Consider the following 18,921-nt stretch of genomic DNA (forward strand, 5'->3'; position numbering starts at 1 on the left):
AAAAAAATGCTTTGATAAGGAATGCTAACCATGTTGCCCGAGCTGAAAATCGCGCAGTTGCGTTACTTCGTACTGGTCGCCGAACATAAGAGTTTCCACGCGGCCGCCCGCCAGGCCTTTCGCACCCAGCCTGCGATATCCCTGGCCCTGCGTGAACTGGAGCAGAAGCTGGGGCAGGCACTGGTCGAAAAGGGCGGTGGTCGGGTAGAGCTGACGCCATTTGGCGAGCATTGCCTCCCGTTGTTTCGTGGCTTGATGGAGCACCATGACCGTATTGCCCGTGAAGTCATGCTGTTTGCCCGGCATGAAATTGGCCAGGTCAGTATCGCCACCGTGCCTTCTGTGGCCAGCCGAATGCTGCCAGGGCCGCTGGCCCGCTTCGTGGCCGCGCACCCCAATGTGCAGGTCAGCATTCAGGACGGTACGGCCGAACGTGTGCAGCAGTTGCTCGCTCAAGGGCAAGTGGATTTCGGCATCAGCAGCCTGTGGGTGGACGATGACCAGCTTGAATTCGCCCCCATCGTGAATGATCAGGTTGGCGTGGTGTGCCGCAGCGACCACCCGCTGGCGCAGGCGGGGGGGCAGCTGCATTGGGCGCAGTTGCTGGGCGTGCCGATGATCCGCAACGGTACCTCGCAATTACTGGCGGGTACCGAGGCCGAGGGTTTGCTGGCCGATAGCCGGCTGTTCATTTCCAACATGATTTCGTTGATCGCCATGCTGGAGGAGGGGGTAGGGATCAGTACCTTGCCGTACCTCGCTTTTCCGCAGGAGAACGAAAAACTGGCGTTCGTACCTCTTGTGGAGCCCAAGGTAGAACGGCATATCGGCATGCTCACCCGCAAAGGGCGCAGCTTGTCACCTGTGGCGGGGGCACTGATGGCGTTTCTGCAAGTGCAATTGGCGAAGGCTAGCTGATTCGTTGGCCGTAGGGGCATGGCGCGCCATGGCCGGCACAGAGGTTCGCAAACGCACGCCCGGCTTTCAGAGAACCGGGCCTGAAGGCACGCTGACACCTGCCAGCGTGGTGAACGAGATGTCCTTGGCCGTCAGCAGAAAATCACTCACGTACGGCACCTCCAGCATGTCACTGCGCAGTGCCGCATAGAGGTTTGCTTGCAGGCCGTGTTCGCCAAGGCGCTTGGCGGTTACATAGCCGCGCGAACTGTATTCGTGCACGGCCCAGTTGGGCAGGCAGCAGACGCCGCGCCCGGACGCAACCAGTTGCATCATCATCACGGTCAGTTCTGAAGTGCGTACTTGTGCGGGCTCGACGTCGGCGGGGTCGAGGAAGCGGGTGAAGATGTCCAGGCGGGTGCGTTCGATCGGGTAGGTGATCAGTGTCTGGCTGGCGATATCGGCGGGCTCCAGGTACGGCTTGTGGCGCATGGCGTGGTGGTTGTCGATGGCCAGCAGCGCCTCGTAGCTGAACAACGGCACGTAGCTGATACCTGGCAGTGTCACTGGGTCGGAGGTCACCACCAGGTCCAGGTCGCCGCGCTCCAGGGCTGGCAGTGGCGCGAAGGAAAAGCCGGAGGCGAGGTCCAGTTCCACCTCAGGCCAGGCGCTGCGGAACTCATCCACTGAAGGCATCAACCACTGGTAGCAACTGTGGCACTCGATGGCGATGTGCAGCCGTCCGGCGCAGCCCCCGGCCAGTTTGCCCAGGTCCCGTTCGGTATTGCGGATCTGAGGCAGCACCTGATCGGCCAGTTGCAGCAGCTTCAGCCCGGCGCTGGTGAAGCGCACCGGCCTGGATTTGCGCACGAACAGAGGCATGCCGATGCGCTCTTCCATATCGCGGAACTGGTGCGACAGGGCTGATTGTGTCAGGTGCAGTCGCTCGGCGGCCTCGTGCAGGCTGTCGGTTTCACGCAGCGCGTGGAGGGTTCGCAGGTGGCGTAAATCGATCATGAGTAAAATGGCGGATCAACGCAGTAATGGCGGGTTTTCTTCACTGCTGCGTGATCCTGACAATTCCCTTGCTTGGGTTTCCGTGAGTGGGGTGAGGCTCAAGCCGCGTGAGGCGCGGCGAGGTTGCAGTACTGCCCCTTGAAATACAGCAGCGGCTGCGTGGCAGCAGTGGCCTGCAGGTTCAACGCTTTGACTTCGCCAATCACGATCAGGTGGTCCCCGGCGGCATGTTCGGCGTGAATTTCGCAATCAAGCCAGTGCAGGCTGCCGGCAATGATCGGGTTGCCCAACGGCGATGCTTGCCATTCGACGCCGTGCCACTTGTTGGCGCCGCGCCGTGCAAACTGGTTGGAAATGCCGACCTGCTCACCTGACAGGATGTTGACCGTGAAGCGCCCAGCCTGGCGAATTTTCGGGTAGCTGGCCGAACTGGACATCACACTGAATGACACCAGCGGCGGGCTCATCGACACGCTGTAGAACGACTGGCAGGTGAAGCCGATCGGCTCGCCCTCAAGGTGCGATGTAATCACCGTGATGCCGGATGCGTAGTGCCCGAGTGCCTGGCGAAAAGTCGACGGCTCGATCGCCGTACCGGAAAGCAACATGGTAGGTCCTGTGGCTGCATTCATTTCAGCGTGCGTTAGCGAGTTCCTGGCGGACAATTGCCGCGCCTGCACTCAACGCCTTGAGCTTGCCGCTGGCTACCTGGCGAGGCAGGGGTGCCATGCCGCAGTTGGTGCAAGGGTAGAGCTTGTCGGCATCGACGAATTGCAGTGCCTTGCGCAGGGTGGCGGCGACCTGTTCGGGTGTTTCAATGGCATGGGTGGCCACATCGATGGCGCCGACCATGACTTTCTTGCCGCGAATCAGCTCGAGCAGGTCCATCGGAACATGGGAGTTATGGCATTCCAGCGAAATGATATCGATGCTGGACTGCTGCAGTTTGGGGAAGGCCTGTTCATATTGCCGCCATTCTGAACCGAGGGTCTTTTTCCAGTCGGTGTTGGCCTTGATGCCATAGCCATAGCAAATATGGACGGCCGTTTCGCACTTTAGGCCCTCGATGGCCCTTTCCAAGGTAGCCACGCCCCAGTCATTCACGTCGTCAAAGAAAACATTGAATGCCGGTTCATCGAACTGAATGATGTCTACGCCCGCAGCTTCCAGTCCTCTGGCTTCCTGATTGAGAATCTTGGCGAATTCCCAGGCCAGTTCCTCGCGGCTTTTGTAATGATTGTCATACAGTGTGTCGATCATGGTCATGGGGCCGGGCAGCGCCCACTTTATCGGCTGTGTGGTGTGCTGACGGAGGAACTTGGCATCTTCGACAAACACCGGCTTTTGTCGAGCGACAGCACCCACCACCGTTGGCACGCTCGCATCGTAGCGATCTCGGATTCTGACGGTTTTCCGTTGCTCGAAATCCACGCCGCTGAGGTGCTCGATAAATGTGGTGACAAAGTGCTGCCGGGTTTGTTCACCGTCACTGACGATGTCGATACCGGCGTGTTGTTGTTCTTGCAAGGCCAGGCGCAAGGCATCCTGTTTACCTTCGATCAGTTGCTCGTCTTGCAACTTCCACGGTGACCAAAGTGTTTCGGGTTGAGCAAGCCAGGCGGGTTTAGGCAGGCTGCCGGCCGTGGAGGTGGGTAGCAATGTGTTCATGAACAGTGACCTTGTGCTTTGAATGTTCAACGTGGGTATTGAGCGGACCATTGCGCTAGTGTGGCCTGGTAGGGTTTGACAAATTGCTCCTCGGCAAATTTGCCCTGCTCGATTGCCAGGCGGCTGCGCTCTTCCCGGTCGTAGACAATGCGCGTGAGCGAGTAGTCCTGGTTGTTCAGGCTGGGCTGGTAGGCCTTGCCTGCAGGCGAATTGGCGTTGTAGATCTCGGGGCGGTAGATCTTCTGGAAGGTGTCCATGGTGCTGATGGTGCTGATCAGCTCAAGGTCGGTGTAGTCAGCGAGCAAGTCACCGGCAAAATAAAACGCCAGCGGGGCGACGCTGTTCGGCGGCATGAAATAGCGCACCTTCAAGCCCATTTTCTTGAAGTATTCATCCGTCAGCGAGTATTCATCCTGCTGGTATTCAACCCCCAGCACAGGGTGCTGATTTTCGGTGCGCAGGTAAGTCCTGCTGCTCGATACGCTCAGGCAGATAACCGGTGGTTTGCTGAAATGCTCCTGGTAGGTTTGCGAGTTGACGAAGCATTTGAACAGGTTGCCGTGCAGCTCGCCGAAATGATCAGGTGTGCTGAAGGTCGACCGATGCTTGTTATGCTCAAGTAACAGTACGCTGAAGTCGTAATCGCGCACGTACGAGGAGAAGTTATTGCCTACCATGCCTTCGAGGCGAGTATTGTTCTTGCGGTCGACAATATAGGTTTTCAATATTTCGATCAGTGGCAGGGCATTGCCGTACTGCGCGCTTTCAAGGTTCATTTCCACCGATATGATGTCCAGCTCTACGCGGTAACGATCATGTTCGGGGTTGTCCCAGTGCGCCAGCGCATTGAAACGGTTATTGATCATCGTCAGGGTATTGCGCAGGTTCTGCTGGCGGTTTGCACCCCGTGCCAAATTGGCGAAGTTGGTCGTGATGCGGGTGTTTTCGGCGGGGCGATAATGTTCGTCGAACGCAATGCGCTTGACGGTGAATGTTGGCGCTTTATCCATGGTAACGGCTTCCAGGTGCCTGAGTGTGAGCGATCCAGTGCTGGTCAGTTGCGTAGGCTGAGTCGTTCACAGCGTAATCTTGATGTGTTTGATTGAGGCGTATCCTAGGTGGGGCGCTGCATGAATGATATTGAAGTTATTTCACAGGTTTTTTAGCCCTGCTCATGATGCGTTGCCTGGTCGACTGCGGCATCATGGCTGCCTGGCCTTCACCTCACCCAGGAGACAGCGATGATCAAAACCGGCGATCAATTGCCCGACGTTACCCTTTATCAATACAACAACGACGCAGGCGCCTGCGCGATCGGCCCCAAGGCCTTTTCCATTCGCGAGCGTTGCAAGCACAAGAAGGTGCTGATCTTCGCGTTGCCGGGTGCATTCACGCCTACGTGCTCTGAACGTCATGTTCCCGGTTATGTAACGGCGGCCCCTGCGTTGTTTGCGGCTGGCATTGACGAAATCCTGTGCATCTCGGTGAACGATGCCTTTGTCATGAACGCCTGGGGCAATAGCTTGCAGGTCGGGGACGCGGTGAAAATGATCGGCGATGGTAATGGCGAATTCAGCGAGGCGCTGGGCCTGACCCAGGACCTTTCGGCACGCGGTTTGGGGCGGCGCTCGCAGCGGTATGCGATGTTGGTCGACGACCAGATAGTCAAGTACATTGCGGTTGAAAGCCCCGGCAAGTTCGAGGTCAGCGATGCGGCCAGCATGCTGGCTGTGTTGCGTTAGCCATACCTTTCAGGCCTTGCCGACAACGACTGTCAGGGCTGCCAGAACACCTTTCGAACCGGCCGCTAACAACAAGGTACAGACGGTTGAAACTTCACCAACTCCGGGCGCTGGTCGCCATTCATAACGCAGGCAGCATCCTCGAAGCCTCCAAGCTCATGCACATTACTCAGCCCGCACTGAGCCGTTCGATCAAGGAGCTGGAGCGAGAGGTGGGGTTTACCCTGTTGCAGCGGTCGCACAAAGGCATGGCCCTTACCGACGAAGGCAAGCGTGTCATCCGCCATGCCAACCTCGTGGTAGAGAGCATACGCCGCCTGCAGATCGAAGCGGCGAGCATTCAGGATGCGGCGCTGGGCGCCGTGTCGATCGGGGTTACGTCGTTGACGGCGATGCTCGATGGCGTCGATGAAAGCATTCTGGCCTTTCGGCGCAAGTACCCGCGGGTGAAGATCACCATCACCGACTTGCGCCCCAGTCAGATCCTGCAGCGCTTGCGCGATGGCAGCCTGGACTTTGCCATTACTTCGCAGCAACCGCTGAGTCGGCTGAACCTGGACTGGGAGGCACTGGGCAGTATCAAGGGCACGGTGATTTGCCATGCGTCGAATCAGCAGAAGTTCAGCCAGTCACTGCGCACCTTGCAATACGCACCTTGGATCAGCCTGGACGAGTTGTCCGACCAGGCTTCGCAGTTTCACCAATTGTTCGAAGCCAACGGCCTTCGGGTGCCGCAGAACACCGTTGAATGTACGTCAGTGATGATGGCGCTGAAGCTGTTGAAGAACACTGAATCGTTGATGACCATCAGCGAACTGGCGGTGGACCAAGGGTTTACCTACGGTATCGATTGCGAGTTCGTAGCCATGGCGGTGCAGGAGTTGATTCCGGATTACCCCATCAACCTGGTCTGCATTGACCGCCACAGCCTCACGGCACCTGCCCAGGAGCTGTTCCACAGCTTGCGCGGGCAGGTGCTCAAGCAGACCCGCCCCGTGGTTTCAGAAGTGGTAGTACATGCCTAGCGAGACGTTGCCTGGGTTATCGCCAGCCTGCTCCACCGGGGTGCCGGCGTAGGTGACCGACGAGGCGCGTTGGTTGGCGATCATGCCGAGGCGTCCATAAATGGCCCAGCGGGGGTTGATGAAGTGGTCATAGCCGATCATCACACCCCAGGCGTCCTTGTCGCGGGCGCTGACCTGGCGTTGCATCACCGCCAAGCGCAGCACGTCCAGTTCGCCCACCGGCGTCATCATGCCGAATGTGTACAGTGTGGTGCTGGGTGTGCCGGCCTGGTCCACGTCCTGGCGTTGCCAGGTGAGGCTGGTGGCCAGTGGGCCGAAATCGTAGAACGCCGACAGGCTCTTGAAATCGTTGGCGGTCTGGCGTGAGACGCCGCCGTCGTCCCATGGGTCGCTGTAGTAGCGGTTGTAGGAGGCCAGCGCAATCACCCGGCTGTTGCGGTATTGCAGCCGGGCACCACCGCCACGCACGGTGCGCCCCGAGCTGGCGGCATCGTCGAAGCCGAAGCTTAGCGCGGTACCGAGGCTGAAGCCGCTGAGGGTCGGGCTGGTGTAGGCCAGGGTGTGCTTGGGGCGCAGGTCAAGGTAGAAGGCGCCCTTGCCGGCGGCAGGCAGGGCCAGGTAGGTGTAAGGCGAGCCATAGGTGGCCAGGAACGGGTCGGCATAGGTGGGCGTGCCCATGCTGTAGGTCTTGCCGAACTCGAGCTTGCCCAGGGTGCGCGAGCGCAGGGCGACTGTCGCCAGGCGCAGGGTGCCGACGGTATCCCAGGTGCCCTCCAGGGCCTCGCCATTGAGGTTGAAACCCTCCTCGACGTCAAGCTCCACCACGGTATCGGGGTCAAGCGCCTTGCGTGCGTACAGCCCGAGCTTGTTGGTCCAGGCGCCGCCACCGGCCAGCCTGAAACCCGAGTGGTGCTGTGAGTCGTGATAGCTGGCGAATGCATCCACGGTGCCGTACACCTTGAGCGTGTCATCGAAGCCGTAATCCAGCCCGTAATAACCAAAACCCGGCGCAATCCGCGCGAGCGTCGGAAAACCCTCTGCCTCTGCCTGCGCAGCAAGGCAAGCCCCTTGGATCATCAACAGCAACGACGTAATGCGAGTGTTCATTCACGACTCCTGGCCAGCACAGTGATGTGGTGGCGCTAGCGTCGGTGAACAGAACGTTGCAGCGTGATTGCTTATTCGGTCAGGTCATGCCGTTTGGTTAATCAAGGACCGGCGCGGCATGTGGATTGGCGAGCGCATCCGCTTTAGACGGGCTTTGAACAAGCGTCAACGCTGCGCTACGGCTGCTGATTTGTGGGCGTTATTGGGGCCGCGTGCGGAGCAAGGGCGAACTGTGCGCCAGCGCAGGGCAATTTGGCCAACGATCGTTCCGGTTAATTAACCATTGGTTATCCCTATGCCGAAACTGCAAGTGTATTGAGTGCCCGATTGGCTGATATTCGCTGCACGCCGCGATTTGCCAACGGAGATAACAATGATCAGACCGCTCCCCACATCGCCGAGCCTGCAAAAGGGTGCGCATTCAGCCGCGCAGGTATCGTCCTCCCGTAAAACCTTGATCGCCTGCTCCCTGGGCAATGCGCTGGAAATGTACGACTTCACGATCTACAGCTTCTTCGCTGTACTGATCGGCAAGCATTTCTTTCCCTCCGACTCGGCAATGGCGTCATTGTTGATGTCGCTGGCCACCTTTGGTGTCGGTTTTCTGATGCGTCCGGTCGGGGCGATGGTCATCGGTCGCTATGCTGACCGGCATGGACGCAAGGCAGCTTTGAGCCTGACCATCGGGCTGATGACCCTGGGCACCGCAATGATTGCCTTTGCGCCCACGTATTCACAGATCGGGATTTTCGCCACGCTGTTGCTGGTGACCGGCCGGCTCATCCAGGGCATGTCGGCTGGCGGGGAGGTCGGTACCGCGTCAGTGTTCCTGATGGAATCCAGTGCGGTCGGCAATCGCTGCCAGAGCGTCAGCTGGCAGGCCGCCAGCCAGGGCTATGCCGCCTTGGTGGGGGCCGGCTTTGGCCTGGCCCTCAGCCAGTTACTCGATTCCGCGGCGCTGGAAAGCTGGGGATGGCGCATACCGTTCATTTTTGGCCTGCTGATCGGGCCGGTCGGTTGGTATATACGCACGCGTTTGCCGGAAACCCATGAGGCCGCACCGGCGCAGAAAGGGGAGCAGGGGCTGGATGCCGAACTGCTCAAACGCATCGCCCAAGGCATCGGCCTGATGGCCAGCTCGACCATTGGCATGTACCTGTTCGTGTTCTACATGCCGACCTACCTGACCACGGCCTTGCATTACCCACCCGGCAGCGCCATGGCGATTGCCTGTATCAGTAGCGGCTGCATGGCAGTCATCTGCCCGTTGGCCGGCAAATTCGCCGACAAGTATCAGCTCAGAAAACGCCTGCTGGTGTGGACGGTCGCCGCGCCGGTGGTGTTGACCCTGCCAGTGTTCTATCTGCTTGGGCACGTGCAGCACATGGGCCTGGCCATGATGGGCGTGGCGATCCTGATCTTGCCGACCTGTATCGGTGCCGGTGCGTTCTTCGCGCTGATCATGGAGGGCTTCCCGAAAGCCAGGCGGTCCTTCGGCACCTCGGTCAGCTACAGCCTGGGTGTGACCTTGTTCGGTGGCTTTTCGCCGTTGGTGGCCACCTGGTTGATTGCAGCGCTGGGCACGCCGTTGGCGCCTGCCTACTTTTTGCTGGCCGGCGGTGTTGTAAGCCTGGCCTGCCTCAGGTACTTCCCCGAAAACAAAGGATGCGAGTGATATGGGTATTTTGCAGAGCAATCAAACACCGGGCTCAGCCGCCGAGCTGGAAGAGTTCGTCATGCTGCGCCGGCAGATCCACGCTGCGCCGGAAATTGGCGGCGACACCCCGGATACGGCGGCCCTGGTAGCCGACAAGCTGCAAGCTTTGGGCTACGAAGTGCATCGCAATGTGGGCGGGCATGGTGTGGTCGGCGTGCTGAAAGTGGGGGACAACCCGCGCAGCATCGGTTTGCGTGCAGACATGGACGCACTGCCCATGGGCGAAAAGAATGCGTTTGCGCATGCCAGCAAGATCCCCGGCCGCATGCATGCCTGTGGCCATGACGGGCATACCGCGATCCTGCTGGCAGCCGCTGCGCAACTGGCGGCTACACGCCAGTTCAACGGCACGTTGAACGTGATATTCCAGCCCGACGAGGAAGGCCTGGCGGGGGCCAAGGCGATGATCGACGACGGCCTGTTCGAGCGCTTTCCGTGCGACTCGGTGTATGCGCTGCATAACATGCCCGGCCTGCCGGTGGGCACTTGCGTGGTGCAGGCGGGGCCAACCATGGCGTCCTCCGAGCGTGTCAGCATTCGGATTACCGGCAAAGGCGGGCATGGGGCGATGCCGGAACTGTCGGTAGACCCGGTGATGGCGTTGAACAGCCTGATCAGTGGTATCCAGACCATCAAGTCGCGCAACCTCAGCGTCGAGGACTACGCCGTGATCAGCATCGGCATGATCCAGGCCGGCACTGTCTACAACATCATCCCTGACGAGGCCTGCATGTTGCTGAGCGTGCGCACCGACACGGCCCAGACCCAGCAGAAGATCAACAGCCGCATTGACGCCCTGGCCAAGGGGCACGCTGAAAGCTTTGGCGTGGAGATCGACGTGCAATTCACCCAACTGGCGCCCGCCTTGTGCAACAGCGATGACGAAAGTGAGTTGCTGCGTGAAAGCCTGAGGCCGTTGTTCGCCGACGGCGCGCTGCTGGACAAGATGCCCAAGAAGGTCATGGGCACCGAAGACTTTGCCTACATGTTGCAGGCGCGGCCTGGCTGTTACTTCATGCTGGGCAATGGCACGGGCGAGTTCCATGGTTGCTCGGTGCATAACCCCCACTACGATTTCAATGATGCGTTGGTGAAGATTGGCGCTGATTGTTGGGTGAAGTGGGTTCAGGACTATCTGCGTTGACCCTGCGTCATCTGCGCTGGAATGGTCTACGCTCTGAGCCGAAGCGCGTCGTTACAGGCTTCATCCCGATATCGTCGCTCTGGCGATTCACACCGACGGACCATGCTCGGTCCAAAGAGGGTGCTGCAATGGCGACTATCGACACCGAGAACCTTGCAAAGGGGCTGCAGCAGGTTGAAGCCTGCTGGCAGGCGTATACCTTGTCACAGCGGCTTGTCGAAGGCCTTGAGGGCATCGACCTGAGCAGTGCCATTGAAACCGCCAACCGCGATTTCACAAGGTTTCAGAACCAGTGCCAGCTTTTTTATGCCGAAGTGCGCAAGAGGGCAGCCGATGCGGACAAACTGGAGAGCGACATGGCACTGTATCCCCATTACTTTCAGTGACACCTGATTGAACGTCGCGCTGTGCCCGGGTTCTGACAAGCAAAGGGTACGGCGAGGACGCTTTCATGAGCATCGAACGCAACATTCCCGAGCTTGAAGCCTGGTACGCCCAGTACGACGACATCAGTTACCGGCGCGAGTCACCGGATGCCTACCACCATGAACTGCTCCGCACTGCCGAGGCCCTGCGCGACGACGGTGCCATCGACTGGGACGACTGGTTGGCGCTCAAGGCGCTGGCCGATGAAGCGCATATCCGCGCGCTGGAAGATGCCGTGCAGGCCCATGTGAGCGACCCGGACGCATGAAAGCGCTGAAGATTGCCACCTTCAACATCAATGGCATCCGCAGCCGTCTGCCGGCGCTCTTGGCCTGGCTGGAGCGGGAGCAACCTGACATCGCCTGCCTGCAGGAGCTGAAGGCGGCCGATCAGCAGTTCCCTCGTGCGGAGCTTGAGGCGGCAGGCTATGGCAGCCTTCATCATGGGCAACCGTCATGGAACGGCGTGGCCATTCTGGTGCGGGGCAGCGATCCGCTTGAGGTTCGCCGCGGCTTGCCCGGCATGGAAGAGGACGGCCAGAGCCGCTATCTGGAAGCTGCGGCACACGGGGTATTGGTCGCGTGCCTCTACCTGCCGAACGGCAACCCGCAGCCCGGGCCCAAGTTCGATTACAAGCTGCACTGGTTCGAATGCCTGATCAAGCATGCACGCAGCCTCTATGAAAGTGGCCACCCCACGCTGCTGGCAGGGGATTTCAATGTCGTGCCCACTGACATGGACATCTATAACCCGCGTTCCTGGATGAAGGACGCATTGCTGCAACCTGAGTCGCGAGCGTGTTACCAACGACTGCTTGACCAGGGCTGGCTCGATGCCATACGCCATCTGTACCCGGACGAGCGTGTCTACACCTTCTGGGACTATTTCCGTAACCACTGGGCGCGCAATGCCGGGTTGCGAATCGATCATCTGTTGCTCAACCCCGAGCTTGCGCCTTATCTGAAACGGGCGGGTGTCGATGCGTGGGTGCGTAACGAGGCCAAGGCCAGCGACCATGCACCCGTCTGGATCGAGCTGGGTACGCGTCGTGCTCGGTCATAGTCAATCCAGCACATGAACGAATGCCTGGCTGATGCGCTTCGACGGTAGTCGACTTCAGATTGCATTCAGATTCGGCCCTGATAATTCCCTCCGTCGCACCCAGGCGGGGAAATTTCATGACTCAATCTCATCAATGGCACAGTTTGCTTCCGTTACCCATCGGTAGCCATGCCGATCATCAGGCGCATCTTTCTCTTCACCTCAGCGACGATCAAGGGCGCGGCGAGCTGGAGCACTTCATACACGAGCGCTTTGCCAGCGTGCACCAGGCGGATGTGCAGCATTACCTGCCGGAACTGCTTGCCTTGCAGGGTAGCCACGGTCGCCTGATCGCGGCGGCAGGCATGCGACCGGCCAGCGAAGGGCCGCTCTTCCTTGAGCGGTATCTGGACGAGCCTCTGGAATCTGCTGTTTCACGGGTAACCGGTGCCTCACCGGATCGCAACTGCATGGTAGAAGTAGGCAACCTGGCCTCGCTCAGCGCCGGCAGCGCTCGAATAATGATCATCGCCGTGACGTGGTTGCTGGCCATGCGCGGTTTGGAGTGGGTGGCATTCACGGGCGCCGCGACACTGTTCAACAGTTTCCGGCGACTGGGGCTGGTGCCCACTGTTCTGGCCTCAGCGGATCCTGCTCGCATGCAGGGCCAAGTGGACCAGTGGGGGACCTACTACGACCAGCGACCACAGGTATTTGCCGGCAACATAGGCTTTGGCTTCGATGCCCTGAAACAGGCGGGCATGTTCGAGCGGCTTGGGTTTCCCATGTTAGCCCTGGAGACCGGCCATGCGGCATGAACTGACTGCCTTTCAGGCACTGTTGCGCCAGCACGCCGTGGAACATCCTGACGCCGTGGCCGTCCAGGGAGATGCGCAGCGTTACACCTACCAGCAACTGCTTGACGAAGTCGAATCTCGCGCGGCCAGCCTGCGCAACCAACCTGCGGGAACCTTCGCCGTGGTGCTGGGAAACGGGCCCGAAGCGCTATTCTGGGATCTGGCGGCGCTGTTCGCTGAACGTGCCAGTGTGATAGTGCCGTCGTTTTTCAGCGCAGCCCAGTTCCAGCACTGCTTGCAGCAAAGCGGAGTGACAACGGTCGTGTGCGAGGCGCAGTGGGCTGATCAGCTCACTGCGCTTGGCTTTGACCGGCAGGCACCAGCTAATGTCTGGCTGCGTGAAAGTGTTGTCGCCCCGGCGCTGCCTGAGGGCACTGCCAAGATCACTTACACCTCCGGTAGCACCGGTACGCCCAAAGGCGTGTGCCTGAGCGCTGAAACCATGCTGCGTGTGGCGCATGAGCTGGAGGCCGCCAGCCGCCCAGCCGAGCCGCAGCGATACCTGGCAGTACTGCCACTGGGTGTTTTGCTGGAAAACCTGGGCGTCTACGCTGCGCTCATGGCTGGCGCTTGTGTGCAGCTCTATCCACAGCAGCAGTTGGGGATGGGAGGGGCAAGCCAGGTCGACTTCAAGCGCCTGCTGGGCGCAATCGCCCTCAGTGGTGCGCAGAGCCTGATCCTGGTGCCGCAGCTGCTGATGGGGTTGGTGACAGCGATCGAGCGTGGCCTGATGCGGGTCGGCCCACTGCGTTTGGTGGCGGTAGGCGGTGCTCGGGTATCGCCAAGCCTGCTCGCGCGGGCCGAGGCGGTCGGTTTGCCAGTGTTCGAAGGTTACGGCTTGTCCGAGTGCGCCTCGGTAGTGGCGCTCAATCGCACAGGGGCTGTACGCCCGGGGAGCGTTGGCAAGCCGTTGCCGCATGTGCAGGTGCGCATCGCCGAGGATGGCGAAGTTCTGGTGGCCGGCTCGATATTGCTGGGCTACCTGGGAGAGCCGCCTGTAACCGGGCAGTGGTGGGCAACAGGCGATGTAGGCCACCTCGATGAGGAGGGCTACCTGTATCTGGATGGCCGCAAGAAGCACCAGTTCATTACCAGCTTCGGGCGCAACGTCAACCCGGAGTGGGTGGAAGCCGAGCTGAGCCAAAGTGGCGTGATCGCCCAGGCTTTCGTGCATGGCGAAGCCCTGCCAAACAACCTTGCCTTGCTCTGGCCCCTGGATCCCGGCATCAGCGACGAGGCCATCGAACAGGCCGTACAGCAATGCAACGCGCGGTTGCCCGATTACGCCCGGGTACACGCCTGGCGCCGTTTACCTGTGCCTCTGAGCACGCTTGACGAAACCTTGACTGCCAATGGCCGCCCGCGACGTGAGGCGATCTTGCAGCGTTACCACACCCTGTTATCCGACATCTCGTTGTGAGGTTCACAATGTCCTTTTTCGACACCCTGCAAGTACAAACCGCCCAAGAGCGTCAGGCGCTGTTCGCCGTACCGGTGATCCGCGAGGCCCTGGCCGGCCAGGTCAGCCTGGACAGCTACGTCGCGTTCCTGACTCAGGCTTATTACCATGTGCGCCATACCGTGCCGCTGATGATGGCCTGTGGGGCACGATTGCCGCTACGGCTGGAGTGGCTGCGCGGCGCGGTCTGCGAATACATCGAGGAGGAATACGGCCACGAACAGTGGATCCTCAACGACATCAAAGCGTGCGGCGGTGACTGGGAGGCCGTGCGCGATGGCCAGCCGGTGCAATCCATCGAGCTGATGGTTGCCTACCTGTACGACTTGATCGCACGCGGCAACCCGGTCGGGTTGTTCGGCATGGTCAACGTGCTCGAAGGCACCAGCATCGCCCTGGCCACCCAGGCGGCGGGCGTTATCCAGAACACATTGGCACTGCCTGACCAGGCGTTCAGCTACCTTAGCTCGCACGGTGCGCTCGATCAGGACCACATGGTGACCTACAAACAGTTGATGGACCGCCTCGACGATGCCGGTGACCAGCAGGCCGTCCTCCACGCGGCCAAGGTCGTCTACCGCTTGTATACCGAGATGTTCCAGGGCTTGCCGCGTGTCGGGCAGCAAGAGGTGCACCATGCGTTTGGCTGAGTCCGTGGTGATCCTCACCGGCGCCAGTGGGGGCATAGGCCTGGAACTGGCTGAACAGCTCTGCGCTGCCGGTGCCCAGGTGTTGGCGGTCAGCCGGCATATGGGCAAGCTGGCTGGCCTGATGAACCGGTACCCTGATCGTCTGCGCTGGCAGGAAGCCGACCTGCGCAGCCAGTCAGGGCGCGAACACGTCATCGAGCGGGCACGCGAGATGGGGGCTGTCAATGTGCTGATCAACGCGGCTGGCGTGAATCGCTTCGCTCTGCTCGACCAGCTGGATGAGCATGCGCTGGACGAGCTATTGGACATCAATCTGAAGGCGCCTTTGCAACTGACACGCGCCTGCCTGCCGTTGCTGCGCGCTCAGCCCAAGGCGTTGGTGGTCAATGTCGGGTCAACCTATGGCTCGATCGGCTACCCCGGCTACGCCACCTACTGCGCCAGCAAGTTTGCGCTGCGTGGTTTTTCGGAAGCGCTGCGCCGCGAGTTGGCCGATACCACGGTGAACGTGCTGTATGCCGCCCCACGGGCAACCCGTACAACGATGAACAGCAGCGCCGCGACTGCGCTCAATCAAGCGCTGAAAGTTGGCATGGACGACCCTGCGGACGTCGCTCGTGCTGTGCTTCAGGCGGTGCAATCCGAGCGCACCGAGCTTTATCTGGGGTGGCCGGAAAAGCTCTTCGTGCGTATCAACGGCATGTTGCCGGGCATGGTCGATCGCGCACTGCGCAAGCAACTGCCTGTCATTCGCCGCTATATCGGCAGCCATTCCAAGGAGTCGAACAAATGAAGCGTCTGTTCATTGCCAGCTTGCTGGCATTCGCACCCTTCACCTGGGCTTTGGACCAGGCAGGCAGCCAGCGCCTGAGCGATTTGCAGCAGCGCTGGGCGCAGATTCAGTACCAAATGCCCAAGGACAAGCGTGCCGACGCCTTCGAAAAGCTGGCAGGCGATGCAGCAACATTTGTTCATCAGTATCCCGGCACACCTGAACCCTTGATCTGGGAGGGCATCATCAACAGCAGTTGGGCGGGGGCGACGGGTGGCCTCAGTGCACTGGGCAAGGTCAAGGCGGCGAAAGCCAGCCTGGAGCAGGCCATGAAGCTGGAGCCCAACGCGCTGCAAGGTTCGGCCTACACCAGCCTGGGTACGCTGTATGATCAGGTGCCAGGCTGGCCTATCGGTTTCGGTGATACCGAAATGGCCGACAAGATGCTGCGCAAAGCCTTGCAGATCAACCCCAACGGTATCGACAGCAACTATTTCTGGGCTGATCATCTGTATCGGCAGAAGCGCTACCCTGAAGCTACCGCAGCCCTGCAGAAAGCCTTGCAGGCACCGCCCCGGCCGGGGCGTGAGTTGGCTGACCAGGGCCGGCGTGCCGATATCGATGCTTTACTCAAGGCCATCAAGGACAAACAGGACTGAACATGCGGCTGTTGCTGGTTGAGGATGACATTGCACTGGGGGAGGGGATTTGCGACGGCTTACGCCAGGAGGGGTACACCCTCGACTGGTTGTGTGACGGTGTCAGTGGCTTGCATGCGCTGCAACACGAGACCTTCGACCTGCTGATCCTGGATCTTGGATTGCCCCGTATGGATGGCATCGAGCTACTCAGGCGATTACGCGCAGGCGGCGACAGCTTGCCGGTGCTGATCCTCACCGCGCGGGATGCTCTCGATGATCGCATTGCCGGCCTGGATGCCGGCGCCGATGATTACCTGGTCAAGCCTTTCGACCTCAACGAGCTCAAGGCGCGCTTGCGCGCCTTGCTGCGGCGCAGCGTAGGGCGCGCCAAGGTGCTGATCGAGCATGCCGGGGTCAGCCTGGACCCGGCCACCCAGCAAGTGCACTACAATGGCGTCGAAGTTGTGCTCACCCCCAAAGAGTATGTGCTGCTGCATGAGTTGCTGGCACATCCCGGCAAGGTATTCACGCGTGAACGCCTGACTCAACTGCTGTATGGCTGGGATGAAGAGCCGGAGAGCAACACGCTGGAGGTGAACATCTACCACCTGCGCAAGAAGCTGTTCAACGGCCTGATTCGCACGGTGCGCGGCATTGGCTATCTGGTCGAGGTCAAGGCATGAGCTCGCTACGCCAGCGTACGCTGTGGCGTGTGATGCTCTTGCTGCTACTCGGCACCGGCCTGCTTGCGCTCTATAACTACCATGACAGCAGCCACGAAATTAACGAGGTGTATGACGCGCATCTCGCCCAGAATGCGCGTTTGCTGCAAGGCGTCATGAGCATGCCGGTACAAGAGGGCTCGCGTGAGGCGCTGTATCAGGCCTTCAACGATGCCTTGGGCAAAGCGGGGCGGCACCAGGTGGGCCACCCTTACGAAAGCAAGCTGGCGTTCCAGGTCTGGGGTGAAGGCATGGCATTGCTGGTACATACACCCAGTGCGCCGTCAATTGACCCACCACCCACTGCTCCAGGGTTCTACGACTTTTCCAGTGGTGGTGAACAATGGCGCGGTTTCGTTTTGCCGGTGCCGGAAAAACACTGGCTTATATGGGTGGGTGAGCGTGATGATGTGCGCTACGACCTGATCGACCGCATCGTTCGCCACACGCTGTTCCCGTTCCTGCTTGGCAGCCTGGCATTGGCACTGCTGGTGTGGGCTGCGATCGGCTGGGGGCTACGGCCACTGCAGAACATGGCCAATGTCATCCGCAGGCGCCATGCCGATTCGCTGGAGCCGCTGCAACTGGTACCGCTTCCCACTGAACTGGAGCCCATGCAGGCGGCCATCAATCGCCTGCTGGCGCAAATCGACGATCTGCTGCGACGTGAACATCGCTTCATTGCCGATGCTGCCCACGAAATGCGTACGCCTCTGGCCGTACTGCGGCTGCACGCGCAGAACGCGCTGGCCGCCAGCAATGATGCCGAGCGCGAGAAAGCCTTGGGCTTTCTTGTGGGCGGGGTCGATAGGCTGACACGGGTGGTCAACCAGTTGCTGACATTGGCCCGCGTTGAGCCAAAACTGGGGCAGCGAGCCAGCACCCGGGTCGACCTTGCCGAAGTCGTCACCGAAACCCTGGCTGAACTGGCGCCATGGATACTGGACCGTGGCCTGGAACCCTCGCTGGACATCGACGAAGGGGACCACCACCTGCAGATCGACGCTGGCGCGCTGGGCATTGCGCTACAGAACCTTGTGTCCAACGCGGTAGAACACTCACCGCCTGGTGGGCGCATAGCCGTGTCACTGCGGCGCCTGGACAGCAGCGTCGAACTGGTCGTCGAGGATGAAGGGACGGGTATCGATGAGGAGAGCCTGTCCCGTGTATTCGAACGCTTTTATAGCCGCAATAGCCCAAATGGTGCTGGCCTCGGGCTCTCCATCGTCGCGACCATCATCGGCCGCATGGGTGGGCAGGTACGTCTTGAAAACAGATCGGCTGGCGGGCTGGCCGCTACCCTGTCGTTTCCACTGTCTTGAACCGAGGTTGCTTCAGATTGATCGCTGATTGACCCGCTCAGATAGCTGCTCGGCGCTTTCCTTGCGTTCTGAATATCGGTCCACCAGGAATGCCTGACGGTCGCGTAGCAGGACGGTGAACTTCACCAGCTCCTCCATGACATCAACCACCCGATCGTAGTAGGGCGATGGCTTCATCCGTCCGGCGTCGTCGAACTCCAGATAAGCCTTGGGAACCGAAGACTGGTTCGGGATGGTGAACATCCGCATCCAGCGGCCCAGCACGCGCAACTGGTTGACCACGTTGAACGACTGCGAGCCGCCGCACACCTGCATCACGGCCAGGGTCTTGCCTTGGGTGGGACGCAGCGCACCCAGCGCCAAGGGAATCCAGTCAATCTGTGCCTTGAACACCGCCGACATCGCCCCATGGCGCTCCGGCGAGCACCACACCTGGCCTTCTGACCACTGCACCAGGTCACGCAGCTCCTGCACTTTGGGATGCTCTACGGGTACATCGTCAGGCAGCGGCAGGCCCGACGGGTCGAAGGTGCGGGTTTCGGCACCGAGGTGCTCCAGTAGGCGTGCGGCTTCTTCTACCAGCAAGCGACTGAAGGAGCGTTCTCGGGTAGACCCGTACAGCAGCAGGATACGTGGTTTGTGTTCGCTGGTCGGGGTTGCCGAAGGTGGCAGGTCGAACAGCGTGAGGTCGAGGTTAGGCAGTTGCTCGGACAT

General features: G+C 60.3%; 21 protein-coding genes. 15 read left to right on the forward strand and 6 right to left on the reverse strand.

The window, feature by feature from the left end; genetic code table 11:
* Positions 1–30: 30 nt before the first annotated feature.
* The gene (locus ACE4QZ_RS11335) at positions 31–918 is read left to right on the forward strand and encodes a LysR substrate-binding domain-containing protein (RefSeq protein ID WP_021782249.1); all 888 of its coding nucleotides are present in this window, start codon (positions 31–33) and stop codon (positions 916–918) included.
* A gap of 66 nt (positions 919–984) precedes the next feature.
* Here ACE4QZ_RS11335 and ACE4QZ_RS11340 read toward each other — a convergent pair whose 3' ends face one another.
* The 4 genes from ACE4QZ_RS11340 to ACE4QZ_RS11355 form a co-directional block, all read right to left on the reverse strand.
* Positions 985–1,914: a LysR family transcriptional regulator gene (locus ACE4QZ_RS11340; RefSeq protein WP_021782250.1), complete on the reverse strand. Its 930-nt coding sequence runs from the start codon at positions 1,912–1,914 to the stop codon at positions 985–987.
* 98 nt (positions 1,915–2,012) lie between these two features.
* Complete coding sequence (locus tag ACE4QZ_RS11345) at positions 2,013–2,522, reverse strand: flavin reductase family protein (protein WP_252459237.1); 510 nt, start codon at positions 2,520–2,522, stop codon at positions 2,013–2,015.
* 25 nt (positions 2,523–2,547) lie between these two features.
* Positions 2,548–3,582, reverse strand: coding sequence for a methionine synthase (locus tag ACE4QZ_RS11350; protein WP_279934955.1), 1,035 nt, complete (start codon positions 3,580–3,582; stop codon positions 2,548–2,550).
* A gap of 26 nt (positions 3,583–3,608) precedes the next feature.
* Positions 3,609–4,592 carry a DUF1852 domain-containing protein gene (locus tag ACE4QZ_RS11355; RefSeq protein ID WP_279934956.1) on the reverse strand — a complete coding sequence of 328 codons (984 nt, stop codon included), beginning with the start codon at positions 4,590–4,592 and terminating at the stop codon, positions 3,609–3,611.
* Positions 4,593–4,823: 231 nt separating this feature from the next.
* Between ACE4QZ_RS11355 and ACE4QZ_RS11360 the strand changes: the two genes are divergently transcribed.
* Together ACE4QZ_RS11360 and ACE4QZ_RS11365 are read left to right on the forward strand one after the other, a co-directional pair.
* Positions 4,824–5,324, forward strand: coding sequence for a peroxiredoxin (locus ACE4QZ_RS11360; protein WP_103444549.1), 501 nt, complete (start codon positions 4,824–4,826; stop codon positions 5,322–5,324).
* An 86-nt stretch (positions 5,325–5,410) separates the two neighbouring features.
* Positions 5,411–6,349, forward strand: coding sequence for a LysR family transcriptional regulator (locus tag ACE4QZ_RS11365; protein WP_021782255.1), 939 nt, complete (start codon positions 5,411–5,413; stop codon positions 6,347–6,349).
* Here ACE4QZ_RS11365 and ACE4QZ_RS11370 read toward each other — a convergent pair.
* Positions 6,326–7,456, reverse strand: coding sequence for a porin (locus tag ACE4QZ_RS11370; RefSeq protein WP_103444548.1), 1,131 nt, complete (start codon positions 7,454–7,456; stop codon positions 6,326–6,328). The two genes, ACE4QZ_RS11365 and ACE4QZ_RS11370, sit on opposite strands and share 24 nt — an antisense overlap.
* A 373-nt stretch (positions 7,457–7,829) precedes the next feature.
* Here ACE4QZ_RS11370 and ACE4QZ_RS11375 point away from each other — a divergent pair, with 373 nt between their 5' ends.
* From ACE4QZ_RS11375 to ACE4QZ_RS11430, 12 genes are all read left to right on the forward strand, one after another.
* Positions 7,830–9,131 (forward strand): MFS transporter, encoded by a 1,302-nt coding sequence (locus tag ACE4QZ_RS11375; RefSeq protein ID WP_021782257.1) that lies wholly within the window; start codon positions 7,830–7,832, stop codon positions 9,129–9,131.
* A gap of 1 nt (position 9,132) precedes the next feature.
* Positions 9,133–10,317 carry a M20 aminoacylase family protein gene (locus ACE4QZ_RS11380; RefSeq protein ID WP_279934957.1) on the forward strand — a complete coding sequence of 395 codons (1,185 nt, stop codon included), beginning with the start codon at positions 9,133–9,135 and terminating at the stop codon, positions 10,315–10,317.
* 128 nt (positions 10,318–10,445) lie between these two features.
* Positions 10,446–10,703, forward strand: coding sequence for a hypothetical protein (locus tag ACE4QZ_RS11385; protein WP_021782259.1), 258 nt, complete (start codon positions 10,446–10,448; stop codon positions 10,701–10,703).
* 65 nt (positions 10,704–10,768) lie between these two features.
* A complete protein-coding gene (locus ACE4QZ_RS11390) occupies positions 10,769–11,011 on the forward strand; it encodes a hypothetical protein (RefSeq protein ID WP_021782260.1) in 243 nt (80 codons plus the stop codon).
* Positions 11,008–11,805 (forward strand): exodeoxyribonuclease III, encoded by a 798-nt coding sequence (gene xth, locus ACE4QZ_RS11395; RefSeq protein ID WP_021782261.1) that lies wholly within the window; start codon positions 11,008–11,010, stop codon positions 11,803–11,805. Before ACE4QZ_RS11390 ends, xth begins: the two co-directional genes overlap by 4 nt.
* Before the next feature lie 116 nt (positions 11,806–11,921).
* The gene (locus ACE4QZ_RS11400) at positions 11,922–12,602 is read left to right on the forward strand and encodes a thermostable hemolysin (protein WP_028697243.1); all 681 of its coding nucleotides are present in this window, start codon (positions 11,922–11,924) and stop codon (positions 12,600–12,602) included.
* The gene (locus ACE4QZ_RS11405) at positions 12,592–14,061 is read left to right on the forward strand and encodes an AMP-binding protein (protein ID WP_279934959.1); all 1,470 of its coding nucleotides are present in this window, start codon (positions 12,592–12,594) and stop codon (positions 14,059–14,061) included. The genes ACE4QZ_RS11400 and ACE4QZ_RS11405 overlap by 11 nt, the downstream gene beginning before the upstream one ends.
* An 8-nt stretch (positions 14,062–14,069) precedes the next feature.
* Positions 14,070–14,750 (forward strand): TenA family transcriptional regulator, encoded by a 681-nt coding sequence (locus ACE4QZ_RS11410; RefSeq protein ID WP_021782265.1) that lies wholly within the window; start codon positions 14,070–14,072, stop codon positions 14,748–14,750.
* Positions 14,737–15,543: an SDR family oxidoreductase gene (locus ACE4QZ_RS11415; RefSeq protein ID WP_103462402.1), complete on the forward strand. Its 807-nt coding sequence runs from the start codon at positions 14,737–14,739 to the stop codon at positions 15,541–15,543. Before ACE4QZ_RS11410 ends, ACE4QZ_RS11415 begins: the two co-directional genes overlap by 14 nt.
* Positions 15,540–16,181: a hypothetical protein gene (locus tag ACE4QZ_RS11420; protein WP_103444545.1), complete on the forward strand. Its 642-nt coding sequence runs from the start codon at positions 15,540–15,542 to the stop codon at positions 16,179–16,181. The genes ACE4QZ_RS11415 and ACE4QZ_RS11420 overlap by 4 nt, the downstream gene beginning before the upstream one ends.
* Before the next feature lie 2 nt (positions 16,182–16,183).
* The gene (locus ACE4QZ_RS11425) at positions 16,184–16,846 is read left to right on the forward strand and encodes a response regulator (RefSeq protein ID WP_021782268.1); all 663 of its coding nucleotides are present in this window, start codon (positions 16,184–16,186) and stop codon (positions 16,844–16,846) included.
* Positions 16,843–18,207, forward strand: coding sequence for an ATP-binding protein (locus ACE4QZ_RS11430; RefSeq protein ID WP_021782269.1), 1,365 nt, complete (start codon positions 16,843–16,845; stop codon positions 18,205–18,207). The genes ACE4QZ_RS11425 and ACE4QZ_RS11430 overlap by 4 nt, the downstream gene beginning before the upstream one ends.
* A gap of 12 nt (positions 18,208–18,219) precedes the next feature.
* On the opposite strand, the gene arsH is transcribed toward ACE4QZ_RS11430, so the two are convergent.
* Complete coding sequence (gene arsH, locus ACE4QZ_RS11435; RefSeq protein ID WP_103444544.1) at positions 18,220–18,921, reverse strand: arsenical resistance protein ArsH; 702 nt, start codon at positions 18,919–18,921, stop codon at positions 18,220–18,222.

Source organism: Pseudomonas sp. DCA-1, from assembly GCF_046523955.1.
GTDB classification, from domain to species: domain Bacteria; phylum Pseudomonadota; class Gammaproteobacteria; order Pseudomonadales; family Pseudomonadaceae; genus Aquipseudomonas; species Aquipseudomonas putida_Y.

Bases quoted from the DNA above. Each gene is read 5' to 3' on its own strand.
- ACE4QZ_RS11370 (WP_103444548.1), bottom strand. From the start codon at position 7,456: ATGAACACTCGCATTACGTCGTTGCTGTTGATGATCCAAGGGGCTTGC.
- ACE4QZ_RS11415 (WP_103462402.1), top strand. From the start codon at position 14,737: ATGCGTTTGGCTGAGTCCGTGGTGATCCTCACCGGCGCCAGTGGGGGC.
- ACE4QZ_RS11375 (WP_021782257.1), top strand. From the start codon at position 7,830: ATGATCAGACCGCTCCCCACATCGCCGAGCCTGCAAAAGGGTGCGCAT.
- ACE4QZ_RS11425 (WP_021782268.1), top strand. From the start codon at position 16,184: ATGCGGCTGTTGCTGGTTGAGGATGACATTGCACTGGGGGAGGGGATT.
- ACE4QZ_RS11340 (WP_021782250.1), bottom strand. From the start codon at position 1,914: ATGATCGATTTACGCCACCTGCGAACCCTCCACGCGCTGCGTGAAACC.
- ACE4QZ_RS11350 (WP_279934955.1), bottom strand. From the start codon at position 3,582: ATGAACACATTGCTACCCACCTCCACGGCCGGCAGCCTGCCTAAACCC.
- ACE4QZ_RS11335 (WP_021782249.1), top strand. From the start codon at position 31: ATGTTGCCCGAGCTGAAAATCGCGCAGTTGCGTTACTTCGTACTGGTC.
- ACE4QZ_RS11430 (WP_021782269.1), top strand. From the start codon at position 16,843: ATGAGCTCGCTACGCCAGCGTACGCTGTGGCGTGTGATGCTCTTGCTG.
- xth (WP_021782261.1), top strand. From the start codon at position 11,008: ATGAAAGCGCTGAAGATTGCCACCTTCAACATCAATGGCATCCGCAGC.
- ACE4QZ_RS11345 (WP_252459237.1), bottom strand. From the start codon at position 2,522: ATGTTGCTTTCCGGTACGGCGATCGAGCCGTCGACTTTTCGCCAGGCA.
- ACE4QZ_RS11420 (WP_103444545.1), top strand. From the start codon at position 15,540: ATGAAGCGTCTGTTCATTGCCAGCTTGCTGGCATTCGCACCCTTCACC.
- ACE4QZ_RS11390 (WP_021782260.1), top strand. From the start codon at position 10,769: ATGAGCATCGAACGCAACATTCCCGAGCTTGAAGCCTGGTACGCCCAG.
- ACE4QZ_RS11385 (WP_021782259.1), top strand. From the start codon at position 10,446: ATGGCGACTATCGACACCGAGAACCTTGCAAAGGGGCTGCAGCAGGTT.
- ACE4QZ_RS11355 (WP_279934956.1), bottom strand. From the start codon at position 4,592: ATGGATAAAGCGCCAACATTCACCGTCAAGCGCATTGCGTTCGACGAA.
- ACE4QZ_RS11405 (WP_279934959.1), top strand. From the start codon at position 12,592: ATGCGGCATGAACTGACTGCCTTTCAGGCACTGTTGCGCCAGCACGCC.
- arsH (WP_103444544.1), bottom strand. From the start codon at position 18,921: ATGTCCGAGCAACTGCCTAACCTCGACCTCACGCTGTTCGACCTGCCA.
- ACE4QZ_RS11360 (WP_103444549.1), top strand. From the start codon at position 4,824: ATGATCAAAACCGGCGATCAATTGCCCGACGTTACCCTTTATCAATAC.
- ACE4QZ_RS11380 (WP_279934957.1), top strand. From the start codon at position 9,133: ATGGGTATTTTGCAGAGCAATCAAACACCGGGCTCAGCCGCCGAGCTG.
- ACE4QZ_RS11410 (WP_021782265.1), top strand. From the start codon at position 14,070: ATGTCCTTTTTCGACACCCTGCAAGTACAAACCGCCCAAGAGCGTCAG.
- ACE4QZ_RS11400 (WP_028697243.1), top strand. From the start codon at position 11,922: ATGACTCAATCTCATCAATGGCACAGTTTGCTTCCGTTACCCATCGGT.